This window comes from Candidatus Thiodictyon syntrophicum (genome assembly GCF_002813775.1).
Classification (GTDB): Bacteria; Pseudomonadota; Gammaproteobacteria; order Chromatiales; family Chromatiaceae; genus Thiodictyon; species Thiodictyon syntrophicum.
Genome location: NZ_CP020370.1, coordinates 3,919,285 through 3,933,031, shown reverse-complemented (window position 1 = coordinate 3,933,031; position 13,747 = coordinate 3,919,285). Strand labels below are relative to the sequence as shown.

General features: G+C 64.8%; 11 protein-coding genes. 10 read left to right on the top strand and 1 reads right to left on the bottom strand.

Going from position 1 to position 13,747, the window contains the following annotated elements; genetic code table 11:
* Positions 1-40: 40 nt before the first annotated feature.
* Positions 41-1,216, bottom strand: a complete 1,176-nt coding sequence (gene sat / locus THSYN_RS16500) for a sulfate adenylyltransferase (RefSeq protein WP_100920102.1) — start codon at positions 1,214-1,216, stop codon at positions 41-43.
* 486 nt (positions 1,217-1,702) lie between these two features.
* On the opposite strand from sat, the gene soeA reads away from it, so the two are divergent.
* From soeA to THSYN_RS16455, 10 genes are all read left to right on the top strand, one after another.
* Positions 1,703-4,603: a sulfite dehydrogenase subunit SoeA gene (soeA, locus tag THSYN_RS16495; RefSeq protein ID WP_100920101.1), complete on the top strand. Its 2,901-nt coding sequence runs from the start codon at positions 1,703-1,705 to the stop codon at positions 4,601-4,603.
* A gap of 337 nt (positions 4,604-4,940) precedes the next feature.
* Positions 4,941-5,351, top strand: coding sequence for a DUF2750 domain-containing protein (locus THSYN_RS16490; RefSeq protein ID WP_100920100.1), 411 nt, complete (start codon positions 4,941-4,943; stop codon positions 5,349-5,351).
* A 58-nt stretch (positions 5,352-5,409) separates the two neighbouring features.
* A complete protein-coding gene (gene soeB / locus THSYN_RS16485; RefSeq protein ID WP_100920099.1) occupies positions 5,410-6,132 on the top strand; it encodes a sulfite dehydrogenase subunit SoeB in 723 nt (240 codons plus the stop codon).
* Positions 6,133-6,416: 284 nt separating this feature from the next.
* On the top strand, positions 6,417-7,394 hold the full coding sequence (gene soeC, locus THSYN_RS16480) for a sulfite dehydrogenase subunit SoeC (protein WP_100920098.1): 978 nt from the start codon (positions 6,417-6,419) through the stop codon (positions 7,392-7,394).
* Positions 7,394-8,236, top strand: coding sequence for a glycosyltransferase family 2 protein (locus THSYN_RS16475; RefSeq protein WP_157817738.1), 843 nt, complete (start codon positions 7,394-7,396; stop codon positions 8,234-8,236). The genes soeC and THSYN_RS16475 overlap by 1 nt, the downstream gene beginning before the upstream one ends.
* A 106-nt stretch (positions 8,237-8,342) precedes the next feature.
* Positions 8,343-9,392 (top strand): class I SAM-dependent methyltransferase, encoded by a 1,050-nt coding sequence (locus tag THSYN_RS16470; protein ID WP_157817737.1) that lies wholly within the window; start codon positions 8,343-8,345, stop codon positions 9,390-9,392.
* A 77-nt stretch (positions 9,393-9,469) separates the two neighbouring features.
* Positions 9,470-10,735, top strand: coding sequence for a lipopolysaccharide biosynthesis protein (locus THSYN_RS34000; RefSeq protein ID WP_157817736.1), 1,266 nt, complete (start codon positions 9,470-9,472; stop codon positions 10,733-10,735).
* A complete protein-coding gene (locus THSYN_RS16465) occupies positions 10,720-11,763 on the top strand; it encodes a glycosyltransferase (RefSeq protein ID WP_172965299.1) in 1,044 nt (347 codons plus the stop codon). The genes THSYN_RS34000 and THSYN_RS16465 overlap by 16 nt, the downstream gene beginning before the upstream one ends.
* A 236-nt stretch (positions 11,764-11,999) precedes the next feature.
* Positions 12,000-12,737 carry a class I SAM-dependent methyltransferase gene (locus tag THSYN_RS16460; protein ID WP_100920095.1) on the top strand — a complete coding sequence of 246 codons (738 nt, stop codon included), beginning with the start codon at positions 12,000-12,002 and terminating at the stop codon, positions 12,735-12,737.
* Between the two features lie 115 nt (positions 12,738-12,852).
* Positions 12,853-13,743 carry a glycosyltransferase family 2 protein gene (locus tag THSYN_RS16455; RefSeq protein WP_216644556.1) on the top strand — a complete coding sequence of 297 codons (891 nt, stop codon included), beginning with the start codon at positions 12,853-12,855 and terminating at the stop codon, positions 13,741-13,743.
* Positions 13,744-13,747 lie beyond the last annotated feature (4 nt).

Sequence of the window (13,747 nt, the reverse complement as noted above, 5' to 3'; positions counted from 1 at the left end):
GCTGTCTCTCCTCGTTCAAGGTTTGGGAGTGTACACGAGATCACTGGCTGTCAAGGCTGGCGTAGTATTCACGCAGAATCGTGAGCACCTCCGCACGGCTGAACTCGGGCGGCACGTCGAGTCCGGCGGACAGCGACTTGCGCAACTGGGTACCGGACACCTGCAGCCGGTCGGCATCGGCATGGGGGCAGGTGCGCCCGGTGGCCATGCCGCCGCACTTGTAGCACCAGAAGGTCATATCGATCTTCATGGGCTGGGTCTGCAAGGCGCCGACGGGCAGGCGGTCGAAGATATGCTGGGCGTCGAACGGGCCATAATAGGTGCCCACGCCGGCATGGTCGCGCCCGATGATCTGGTGCGAGCAGCCGTAGTTCTGGCGAAACAGCGCGTGCAGCAGGGCTTCGCGCGGGCCGGCATAGCGCATGTCGAGGGGGTAGCCGGCCTGCACGACCGTATTCTTGACGAAGTAGTTTTCGACCAGGGTGCCGATGGCCTTGGTGCGCACCTCGGCCGGGATATCGCCGGGTTTGAGGTTGCCCAGCAGCGAGTGAATCAGCACGCCGTCGCAGGTCTCGATGGCGACCTTGGCCAGATACTCGTGCGAGCGGTGCATCGGATTGCGGGTCTGGAAGGCCGCGACCCGCGACCAGCCCAGGGCGGTGAACAGCGCGCGGGTCTCTTTCGGGGTCTTGAACAGGTCGCCGTATTTTTCGGGGAAGCCGCCGGTGGACAGCACCTTGACCGGGCCGGCGAGGTTGACCTCGCCTTGTTGCATCACCAGCGTGACGCCGGGGTGCGCCGGGTCGGTGGTCTGGAACACGGTGGCGCATTCGTGCAACTTGTCGATGGCGTATTTTTCGGTGACACGCATGGTCGCCAGGATGCTGTCGTCATCCGGGTCGGTGAGGGCGATTTCGCCGCCGATCATGATGGTATCGGCCGCCGCCGCGGCGGCCGAGAGGGTGATCGGGATGGGCCAGAACAGGCCGGAGGCCATTCTCATCCCATCGCAGACGCCCTGCCAGTCGGTGTGCGACATGAAGCCGGTCAGCGGCGTGAAGCCGCCGATGCCCAGCATGATGAGGTCGCCTTTCTCACGTTGACTCACGCGCAGACTGGGCAGCGTGGCCGCGTGCCGACGCTCCTGCGCGAGTTCCTCGCCCTCGAGCAGCAGTGGCAGCAAATCGCCCCCACCATGTGGATCAACCAGTTTCATCGGCCTTGTCCCCCCTTTTTCGAACCCGCGCCGACACGATCGGAGGTGTCGACTACTTGTGATTGTCAGAATCCCTGGTTGCAGGAATGGCTGAGACCTCCAGGTCCAGGTCATCGAACACGCATCGATGGACGGAAAATTCAACCATCCGTAAACCGGATTAAGTACCTGTTGATGTACTTATACTGCTTATCTTACGTCGCGCGACGGGCGGCGGGCAAGGCGATTGGTGGCGCCGGCCGTCGGCCCGGGGCTGGGGTGGAAGGGCCGGCAAGACCGGACGCGGCGGTGGCGGGTGGCGCGGGTGAAAGACCGCGGCGGGCACTGGGCCGGTAGGGTCGGGTGCGTCCACTCCCCGTGCGCGGCGGGGTCGCAGCGGCGGGGTGAGCGGGGGCGCGAACCGGCCGGGCCGGTGAGCGGGTTTGCGCCGGGTCGCGGAAGAATATTAGAATCCCCTGAATTGTTTCCCTGCCGCAAGGTCGCTCCATGCAAGACCCCACCACCCACTCGGACGCCAGCGTCGGCCGGGTCGAGGTCAAAGAGACCACATGCTACATGTGCGCCTGCCGCTGCGGCATCCGGGTGCACCTGCGCGACGGGGAGATCCGCTACATCGAGGGTAACCCCGACCACCCGCTGAACCACGGGGTGATCTGCGCCAAGGGCTCGTCGGGCATCATGAAACAATATTCCCCGGCGCGTCTTACCCGGCCGCTGCGGCGCAAGCCCGGGGCGGAGCGGGGTACCTCGCAGTTCGAGGAGATTTCCTGGGAGGAGGCCTTTGAACTGCTGACGCGGCGACTGGGCAAACTCCGGGCGGAGGACCCCAAACGCTTCGCGCTCTTCACCGGGCGCGACCAGATGCAGGCCTTGACCGGCCTCTTCGCCAAGCAGTTCGGCACCCCCAACTACGCCGCCCACGGGGGCTTCTGCTCCGTGAACATGGCCGCGGGGATGATCTACACCATCGGCGGCTCCTTCTGGGAGTTCGGCGGACCGGATCTCGACCGCGCCAAACTGTTCGTGATGATCGGCACCGCCGAGGACCACCACAGCAATCCGCTCAAGATCGCCATCTCCAAGTTCAAGCGGCAGGGCGGTCGCTTCATCTCGATCAACCCCATCCGCACCGGTTACTCGGCCATCGCCGACGAGTGGGTGCCGATCAAACCGGGGACCGACGGCGCCCTGCTGCTCGCCCTCATCCACGAGCTGATCGTGCTCGGGCTCTATGACCGGGACTTCCTGATCCAGTACAGCAACGCCGCGGAGCTGGTGGTGGACGACCCCGCACGGGCCGACCACGGGCTCTTCCGGCGGGTCGACGCCGACGTGGACCGGGCCTGTGTCGACCCCGAGAACAAGCTCTGGTGGGATCGCCGCACCGGCGCCGTCCTCACCCACACCCAGGGCGCCGATCCGCACCTGATGGGCAGCTATATCCTGGAGGACGGCACCCCGGTCAAGCCTGCCTTTCAACTCTTGAAGGAGCGGGTGGCCGAGTGCACGCCGGAGTGGGCCCAGACCATCACCGGCATCCCGGCCGCGACCATCCGGCGCCTGGCGCACGAGATGGGCGTGACGGCGCGCGATCAGAAGATCGAGCTGCCGATCCCCTGGACCGACTGCTGGGACAACGAGCACGCCACCGTGACCGGCAACCCGGTCGCCTTCCACGCCATGCGCGGTCTGGCCGCCCACTCTAACGGTTTCCACAGCACCCGCACGCTCGCCATCCTGATGAGCATCCTGGGGACCATCGACCGGCCCGGCGGTTTTCGCCACAAGGCCCCCTATCCGCGGCCCATCCCGCCCTGTCCCAAGCCCCCGACCGGTCCCGAGTGCGTCAAGCCCAACACCCCGCTCGACGGGATGCCGCTCGGCTGGCCCGCCCGACCGGAGGACCTGTTCGTGGACGCGCAGGGGGAGGCGGTGCGCCTCGACAAGGCCTTCTCCTGGGAGTATCCGCTCGCCGTTCATGGGTTGATGCACAACGTCATCACCAACGCCTGGCGCGGTGACCCCTATCCGATCGACACCCTGTTCCTGTTCATGGCCAACATGGCCTGGAATTCGACCATGAATACGGTCGAGGTCCGCCGGATGCTGACCGACAAGGGCGTGGAGGGACAGTACAAGATCCCCTTCCTGGTGGTCTGCGACACCTTCTCCTCGGAGACCGTCGCCTTCGCGGACCTGGTGCTGCCCGACACCAGCTACCTGGAACGCCACGATTGTCTCTCCATGCTGGACCGCCCGATCTCCGAGTTCGACGGCCCGGTGGACTCGGTGCGCATCCCGGTGCTGCCCCCCAAGGGCGAGTGTCGGCCCTTTCAGGACGTGCTGATCGAACTGGGCTCGCGGCTCAAGCTGCCCGCCTTCGTGCGCGAGGACGGCAGCCGCAAGTTCCGCGATTACCCCGACTTCATCGTCAACTACGAGACCTCCCCGGGCTCGGGCATCGGCTTCCTGGCCGGTTGGCGGGGCAAGGACGGCGACAAGTTCCTCAAGGGTGAACCCAATCCGCTGCAGTGGGAGCGCTACGCCGAGCACGGCTGTTTCTACCACCACGAGTTGCCGCGCTCCTACCAATACATGCGCAACTGGAACCAGGGCTATCTGCACTGGTCGCACGTCCACGGCATCACCCGGTACTCGGACCCCATCCTGATCCATATCTATTCCGAGGTGCTGCAGCGCTTCCGCCTGGCTGCCCAGGGCAAGCGGCCCGGCCGGCGGCCCCCGGAGCGGCTGGCGCGGCGCGTCGAGACCTATTTCGACCCCTTGCCCTTCTACTACGAGCCCCTGGAGAATGGGTGCGTGGACACCGAGCGCTATCCGCTCAACGCCCTGACCCAGAGGCCCATGGCCATGTACCACTCCTGGGACAGCCAGAACGCCTGGCTGCGCCAGATCCACAGCCACAACTACCTCTTTGTCAGCCCGCGGGTCGGGGCGGCCAACGGGTTCGGCGACGGGGACTGGATCTGGGTGGAGTCCGCCCATGGCAAGGTGCGCTGCATGTGCCGCTTCTCCGAGGCCGTGGAACCCGGCACCGTCTGGACCTGGAACGCCATCGGCAAGGCCGCCGGCGCCTGGAGTCTGGGCCAGCAGGCGGACGAATCCCGCAAGGGTTTCCTGCTCAATCACCTGATCAGCGAGGAACTCCCCGCCGACGCGAGCGGCGGTCACTATTCCAATGCCGACCCGGTGACCGGACAGGCGGCCTGGTTCGATGTGCGGGTGCGGGTCTACAAGGCCGGTGCCGACGAACCCAAAGAGACCTCCCCCCAGTTTCCGCCCATGCCCATACTGCCCGGTCAGGAGCCCCGCCGCGGCAGGTGGCAGGCGTATGTCGCGGGGTTGTTCGCTAAGAAAGTGCGTTAGTGCGGGCGGAGGGCGAGCGTGACTCTGGCGGGACGGGGCATGCGCCCCGTCCCGAACGTTTAAGGAACCTCGGCAAGTCGCATCGTTGGCGCTTTCGGGGATGGCGCGAAAACGTTCCGGACGGGGCGGATGCCCCGTCCGGTCCTGTCGTTGTCGTTGTCGTAATCGAGGTTATCGCAGCGCCCTGGATTCTCTCGCACCCCGGATTGCATCGCTTCTCCGATTACGATTACGACAACGACAACGACGATGGTGTTTGTGTTTAACCTTTTCTTGACGCGTTACCAACGTACTTCCGAACTCCCGTACTGACGTACTTCCCCAACCAGGTGGCACCATGACAGACTCCTCCGTCGATCCTCAAGCGAACCACGACTGCTTCGTGCGCGAAGTCCGTGCCAGCGGCCTGGTGTGGGGCCTGCAGTCCGACCACGGCTGGGCCGTGTGCGAGTCCGTCGAGTATGAGGAGACGGACGTCTATGTCTTCTGGTCCACCGCGGAGCAGGCCGCCATCCACTGCACGGACGACTGGGCGGGCTATACCCCCGCCAGCTTGAAGCTCGACCTCTTCATTGATACCTGGCTCGCCGGAATGAGCGAGGACGGGGTCCTGGTCGGGACCAACTGGGACGCGGAGCTCGAGGGCCTGGAGGTCGAGCCGTCCGACCTGGCCGAGGAGTTGCTGATCGATGAGTACGAAGAAGAGGACGACGATGGTCCGCAAGACGACGATCGGGACCGCCCTTAAGCAGCCGTGAGTCGAATACCGATCGCGGCGCGCAACACCAAATGAGAAGGAACCGCCCATGACCCAACTGGCCTTGGTCATCGACCTCAACGTCTGCGTCGGTTGCCACGCCTGCGTGACCTCCTGCAAGCAGTGGAATACCTCCGGCTGGGCGGGACCGCTGGTCGATGAGAATCCCTATGACGCGGACCCCACCGGGACCTTTTTCAATCGCGTTCAGACCTTCGAGGTCGGTACCTTCCCGGACACCGAGACGGTGCACTTCCCCAAGAGCTGTCTGCACTGCGAAGAGCCGCCCTGTGTGCAGGTCTGCCCCACCGGCGCCTCCTACAAGCGGGCGGACAACGGCGTCGTTCTGGTGGATTACGACAAGTGCATCGGCTGCAAATATTGCTCCTGGGCCTGCCCCTATGGCGCCCGGGAAGTGGACGAGCAGCAACGGGTAATGAAGAAGTGTACCCTGTGCATCGACCGCATTACCGACCTGACCTTGCCCGAGCGGGAGCGACGGCCCGCCTGTGTTCTGGCCTGCCCGGCCAGTGCCCGGCTCTTCGGCGACGTGCACGACCCGGATTCGGAGGTCTCCATTGCCATCCGCGAGCGCGGCGGTTACCAGTTATTGCCCGAGTGCGGCACCCATCCGGCGAACCACTACCTGCCGCGGCGCAAGACCCGGATCTACATCGACCCGGAGGAACTCCTGCGCGCCGACAACCCCTTGCACAAGGAGGACCTCACGACCTATCAGGGTGAGGAGACCTTGGACGACGTCACTTGGTAGGATGACGGAGTATGCAGGTCCTTATGTCACGCCCTTACAGGGCTGGGCCGATTAAACGACACCGTCCCAGGGCGTTGCCCTGGGCTGGTATGTACGACCCCGTTGGGGTCGGTATGCCACATGGGCCTTGGTCGCATTTGCGGCCACGCGCCATCGTTAGGCATCGTAGGGTGGACAAGCGCAGCGCAGTCCACCAGCGGCGGCGCGGGGCTCGGTGGACTGCGCTATCGCTTGTCCACCCTACGGCCTGGCCACTACCCACTTCCACTGGTCACTGAATCCCCATGCACCCCGCCTTCTCAGTCATTTTCCTTACCACCCTGATCGGCGCCGGCCAGGGGCTGTTCCTCGCCCTGTTCACCGGCCAGGTCCATGCCCTGGCCAACTTTCTGCCGACCCAGGGGGCGGCCTTCTATGCCGTCGGCAGCCTGCTGGCCCTGCTGTTGCTGGCGGCCGGGCTCATCGCCTCCTTCTTCCATCTGGGCCGGCCGCTGCGCGCCTGGCGGGCGCCCGCCCGCTGGCATGCGTCCTGGCTGTCCCGGGAGGTCGTGATCCTGCCCGTGGCGATGGGCCTCATCGCTGCCTACGGGCTCGCCCACGCGCTGGGCTTCACGACGCCCTTCTTCACCCTGGGTAACTGGCTGCGGGTGGACCCGAGTCTCGTACTCGGCCTGGCGGCCACCCTGGCGGTCTTCGCCCTGTTCGTCTGCACCGCCATGGTCTACGCCGGGGTACCCTTTCTCGCGGAGTGGCGCTCCCCGCTCACGGTGGCGAACTTTACCCTCTTCGGGCTCAGTTCGGGGTTCCTGCTGGCGAGCGCCTATGCCGCCTACAGCGGCAATGCGCTGGTGGCCGTCTATGGCGTCTGGGGGGTGATCTTTACCCTGATGGCACTGGTGACCCGCTGGTCGTCACTCTACCGCAACGACCATTTGAAACCCAAGAGCACGGTCCAGACCGCCATTGGCGTGCGCCATCAGACCGTGGTCCAGAAGGCGCAAGGGGCCACCGGCGGGTCCTTCAACACCCGGGAGTTCTTCCACGGCCGCAGCCCGGCCACGCTGCGCCTGGTGCGCCTGGGCTTCCTGGTCCTGGTCTTCCCCGTGCCGCTGCTGCTGCTGGCGGCCGCCTATCTCATCGGTTCCGCAACCCTGCCGATTATTGCCTTCGGCGCCCAGTTCATCGGGCTCCTCGCCGAGCGCTGGTACTTCTTTGCCGACGCCCGCCACCCCCAGAACCTCTACTATCAGAGCGTCGCCTAGTGAGCCTGAACGGTGATGGCGTACCGCTGGTGTCGGTCGCGATACCGACCTACCGCGGGGCCGCGCATCTGGCGGCCGCAATCGATTCAGTATTGGCACAAAGCCTCGCCGATTTCGAGTTGATCGTAATCGACGACCACTCGCCCGATGAGACTGCGCAGGTGCTGGCCGGCTATTCGGACCCGCGCCTGATCTGCCTGCGCAACCCCGTCAACCTGGGGCCCGCAGGCAACTGGAACCGCTGCCTCAACGAGGCCCGTGGACAGTATTTCAAGTTGCTGCCCCACGATGACGTGCTGGCGCCGCAGTGTCTCGAGCGCCAGGTCGCGGTACTCGAAGCGGACCCTGACGAGCGCCTCGCGCTGGCCTTCAGTGCACGCGACGTGCTTGGTCCCGACGGCCGCCGACTCACCCGGCGCGGCTACCCGGGCGGCCGGGAGGGCCGCATCGCCGCCGCCGCGGTGATGAGCTCCTGCATCCGCCGCGGCACCAACCTGCTCGGCGAGCCGGGCGCGGTCCTGATGCGCCGCGCGCTGACCGCACGGATCGGCGCCTTCGATGCGACCTATCCCTATGTCATCGACCTGGACTACTGGTTCCGGTTGCTCGCCCATGGCGATGCCTGGTATTGTCCACAGCCGCTGGCCGGATTCCGCGTCTCCGCCCAGCAGTGGAGCGTGGCGATCGGCCGCTCGCAGAGCAAGGAGTTCCTGGCCTTCATCAGTCGCGTGGGTCCGCGCCTCAGCAGTGCGCCCGGTTTTGCCGATCGCATGGCGGCGCACGTCATGGCCTCGCTGAATAACCTGTTGCGCCTGGCATTCTACCGGCTGTACCTGCGCTGAGGGGCATGATCGAGTGCACCACGCTCGCGCGGGGGGCCCGAAGCGCTGCATCAGCGTCTATGTCGGCGCCTGCCGAATGGGGCACCCTGCCACTCCCAGGATCAACATGACCAGCAACGATCACATTCAGACCGAGCCCCATCCTACCTGTGTGGTTTGTGGGGGTAGCGGTACACCCAAGTATCGGGACCTGACCGATCGGCTGTTCGGCGCCCCAGGTTCATGGACGATCAGGGAGTGTGACGCCCCCGCGTGCGGTACCCTGTGGCTGGACCCGCGACCCACCTTGGCTGACATCGGCAAGGCCTACGGTGACTATTACACCCACGGCGACGCGCAGCAGCGTACCTTCGTGAAGAGGACCGTGCGCGCATTGGCAAGGGAACTTGCGGCGTCGCGCTACGGGTTTTCCGCAAGCCGCCTGCCCTGGCCGGGTAAACACCTGGCGACCGCGCTGGCGATGCTCTATCCGGGACTCGCGGCTCATCTGGACCTGCTGGTGCGCTATCTGCCGGCCAGTGCATATGGGGGCGGCCGGCTCTTGGACGTTGGGTGCGGGGACGGCGAGGCGTTGGAGATTCTCCGCGACCTGGGTTGGCAGGTCTGCGGGGTGGAGGTCGACGCCCAGGCGGTCACGGCGGCCCGTCGGCGCGATCTGGACGTGAAGCAAGGCACCCTCGCCGCGGCGGGCTTTCCGGACGAGACCTTCGACGCCGTGACATCGAGCCATGTCATCGAACATGTGCATGATCCGCGAGCATTTCTGGCAGAGTCGCGACGCGTGCTGCGCGGCGGTGGGACGCTGGTCGCGGTCACTCCCAATGCCCGGGCACGGTGTCACCGACACCATGGCGCCGACTGGCTGAACCTGGACTCGCCTCGCCATCTGGTCCTGTTCACCCCGCAGAGCTTGGCCGCTCTAGCGGCCTCGGTCGGTTTCCGCGAGATCCGCGTAATCAGCACCGCACGGGCAGTGGCCCTGACGGAGATCGCCAGCAGCAAACTACACGAGGAGGGGACCTATCACTGGGGGCAGTGGCCGGGCCTTTCGCTGTGGACGCGCGCGCAGGTCAAGCAGGTGCTGGAATCGCTCTACCAGCGGATCGGCGTCGGGCGTGACCAAGGCAGCGAACTCGTGCTTATGGCCCTGCGTTAGACTCCCGGCCAGTGGATGACCTTACTCGTCTACGCAAAGATCGCGGATCCAAGGCCAGACGGACCGGCGTGTGGGGGGTGATCTATCAAGGCGTATACGCTGCCACCCAACTCGTCGCGCTCGGGATGTTGGTTCGCTATGTGGGGAGGGAGCAGTATGGGTTGTGGATGACCATACTTGCGGTGACGACCTGGGTCCCAGTCGCCAATATGGGGCAGACCGCGGTTCTTCTCACCAGACTGGGTGCACTGGCGCACACTGACCGACCGGCCGCCTGTCGGGTGTTTTCCGCCAGTGCCCTGCTGGTGGCCTGCGCGGCGGCGGGGCTGCTGCTGATCATCGTGCTTTTCGTTCCCCTCGTCTCCTGGAGTGGGCTTCCCGACGGTGACGCCTCCCTCAGGCTGGCGCAGGCTACTGCCACGGCGGCGCTCACCGTGTCGGTTCTGGCGTTGCCTGCCATGCTCGCCGGATTCGCCATCTTCGCCCATCAGCGCGGCGACCTGGTTCATATGATCATGAGTGCCGCGAGTCTGGTCGGGCTCGCGGCGATGGCAATAGCGATGCGGCTGCAACAGCCGCTGTGGGTGGTCGGTGGACTCAGTCTGGCGGCTCCCTTGCTAGGCGGCCTGACGCTCTGGTGGCTGGGGCTCGCGACCGGACTGATGCCACGCCCGCGGTGGGCGCTGGTGGACGGCAAGACCCTGACGAACCTCATGAAGACTGGGCTTCTCTTTTTCCTGACCGATGCCGCCGCCATCCTGCTGCTGCGCTCACCCGACGTGATCGTGGCCTCCGTCGATGGGGTGGACGCGGTGGGTCCCTTTGCGTCCGTCGGCCGCCTGCCGTTGTTGCTGGTCGCCGTATTTCAGGCGGTATTGCTGCCGTTTTGGCCGGCCCTCGGGGAAGCGGCGCAGCGGCGGGACTATGAGTGGATTGCGCGCACGGCAAGATACACCCTGATGTTGGTATTAGGGCTATGGGCCGCGGCTGCCGCAGGGATCGGCTTGTTGGGCGCTCTGTTCGTGGAGGTGTGGATGGGGGCCGCCGGTTTTTCCACTCCCGGTCTTCTTGCCGCTGCCTGTCTCCAGGCATTGGGTCTTGGCCTTTTTTCCTGGTTGCTGGTGCTACTTGGCGCGCTGTCCATGCAGCGCAAACTGGTCGTGGTCGCCGGGGTGACGACCCTGATATTTCTGCCGTTGGCGTTTCTCTCCGGCACCTGGTTGGGTCCGGTGGGGGTGGCCCTGGCCCAGGCGCTGGCCCTGTTGTGCTGCGCAGTCCCCTTGGGCACCTTGGTTCTTTATCGTTACCTGGCGGAGCATGCACCCCGATGTCCCCCACTCTGAGCGTTCCCGAGTCGCGTGGCGCTGCTGCACCAGTCAGCATCTCGGTGGCCATGACGACCTACAATGGCGCCCGCTACGTGGATGCTCAACTGGAATCGATCGCGGCACAGACGTGTCGGCCCGACGAGCTCGTCATAGGCGACGATCAATCGCGCGATGATACTGCGGCCGTAGTGGGCGCGTTTGCCGAGCGCCATCCCGGCATGGCGGTGCGCTTTGAACGCAATCGCGAGCGACTGGGTTCGACCCGTAACTTTGAACAGGTGGCGCGGCGTTGCCGCGGTAACCTGGTGGTCTTTGCCGATCAGGACGACCTCTGGCTGCCCCAGCGTCTCGCCCGTGTGGTCGAGACCTTCGCTGCAAATTCCGATGCATCCTATGTGTTCTCCGATGGTCTGCTCATCGACGAGGATGGCGATGCAGTAACCGGGACCCTGTTTTCGAGCGTGGGCTTCACGTCGGCCGAACAAGCCGCCTATCGCAGTGGCGAGGGGTTGAGGGTCTTGCTCCGGCATAACGTTGTCACCGGCGCCGCGTTAGCGGTGAGGCGTGCGGACCTGATCCGAACGCTCCCCTTCGAGCCGGGGTGGATCCACGATTACTTCATCGCATTCCTGCTGGAGGCACGGGGGCGAGGGGTATGCATCGCGGAGCCGCTTATCCGGTACCGCTGCCACCGCAATCAGCAGGTGGGCGTGGCCCGCCAGGGACTCGCGCAGGCCCTGGCCTATGCCCGCAAGCAGACTGCAGACTATTGCCGCCGGGAGGCGCAGAATTTCCAGACGCTGCGCGCGCGCTTGGCCACTCGCGGCTTGGCCCCGACAGATCCGCTGCCGGCGGCCCTCGACGACAAGTGCCGTTTCATCATCCAGCGTGCACGGATGCGCATCGAGCCGCTGAGCGCCCCCGGCTTGCTGTGGCGGGCGCTTCGCCGCGGGGACTACATACACTACGGTCTCGGTTGGCGGCAGGCAGTGGTGGACCTCATGGCGGTGGCCTTGGCGGTCAGGGCGCGGCATCACCGGTGAAATTGCAAACGCCGGGTGCAGCCTGGCGATTTCGCTGGTAAGATTCGGCGAGATTGCCGGACCCGACCTGTGTTTGGCGACGTTTATCGGGGGTCGGGTGAAGACGGCGAACGCGACCAGTGCCCGGCGGTTTCCCCAGGATCGCAATAGGCTGGAATCGCTGTGCCCAGGCGGGCGCGGCGCTTGCGAGTCCGGGTTTCCCGGAACAGCGAAATGGTAGAGGTGTCCTGACGAGCATGGGTAGTGAAGATTTTCTGTCGAAACCGAAACTGCTCGATCTGGCGCGGTACCACGTCAACAATTTTGTCAAGGAGGTCGCCGCGTCGCTGCCGGACGGGTCACTGGTGTTGGACGCCGGGGCCGGTGAGTCCGCATATCGGCCATTGTTTGCACGATGCCAATACCAGGCAATCGATCTCGGTGTCGGTGACAGCAAATGGGATTATCGCAACCTCGACTATATCGGCCAATTGGACGATATGCCGATCGACAGCGAGATGTTCGACGCTGTGCTTTGCACCGAGGTGCTCGAACATCTCGAATGGCCACGGGAGAGCGTCGCCGAAATGTATCGGGTACTGAAACCGGGAGGTCGGCTTTTCATCACGGTGCCGATGTCACATGGGGAACATCAGGTTCCCTATGATTTCTTTCGTTACACCTCCTACGGCCTGCGTTCGATCTGTACACACGCGGGCTTTGCGCAGGTGGATGTAAAGCCTTTCGGCGGCTCCTACGTGCGCTGGGCGCACGATCTTCCGGTCGTCCTGTTACCTTCGCTGCTGAAGCGCCCCAAACTGGCCGAGTTGGGGGTGTCAGGTGTCATTCTCTATCCGTTTAAACTGCTGTTGCGAGTACTGCTGTTGCCCGTGCAAGTGGTGCTGCTGTGGCTCGATCGTTTCGATACCAAGAAGGACCATCCGTTTGGCTGGCGGGTCGTGGCTCAGAAACCCGAGCCGTTGCCCTCGCCCTGAGCGGCAGCCCCTCCGCGCCGCAAGTGAATAGCCCCCTTTCTCGCCGCTCAACCGCCGAAGGCTAATCATGACCATCCGCCTCGCAATTGTCGTACCCTGCTACAACGAAGAGGCGGTGCTGCCGGAGACCAACCGCCGGCTGCTTGCGCAACTCACGCGCCTGCAGGAACTGGGGTTGACGACCGATGACAGCACGCTCTTCTATGTCGATGATGGGAGTAAGGACAACACTTGGGGGCTGATCGAGTCGCTCGCCGCGGCGGATTCGCGGGTGCACGGTCTGAAACTGTCACGCAACCGCGGCCACCAGTGGGCGCTGATGGCCGGACTGCTGGCCGTGGAGGGCGATGCCCTGGTCAGCATCGACGCCGACCTGCAGGACGATGTATCGGTGATCGAGGCCATGGTGCGGGAACATCTCGCCGGGGCCGAGGTCGTTTACGGGGTGCGCGATTCGCGGCAGACCGACGGCGCGTTCAAGCGCGGCAGTGCACTGCTGTATTACCGGGTGATGAAGATGATGGGCGTGGAATTGGTGTACAATCACGCCGATTTCCGTCTGCTCGGCCGCCGGGTGGTGGAGGCGCTGCGCCAGTACGGTGAAGTCAACCTGTTCCTGCGCGGCATAGTCCCGCTGATCGGCTACCGCGCCGCGACCGTCAAATACGACCGCGCCGCGCGTTTCGCCGGCGTGTCGAAATATCCGCTGCGCAAGATGCTGAACTTCGCGATCGAGGGCATCACCTCGTTCAGTGTCGTGCCGTTGCGGCTGATCACGCTGCTGGGTTTTCTGGTTTCGTGTTTCAGCTTTGTGATGATTCTGTATATCGTCTACGGCACCCTGGTGTTGCAGGCGGTCGTCCCCGGCTGGGCCTCCTCGGTGGTGCCGATCTATTTCCTGGGCGGGATCCAGTTGCTGTCCATCGGGATCCTCGGTGAGTACGTGGCGAAGATCTATCTCGAAGCGAAGCAGCGCCCCCGCTATTTTGTCGAAAAGGTTATTTGAGGTT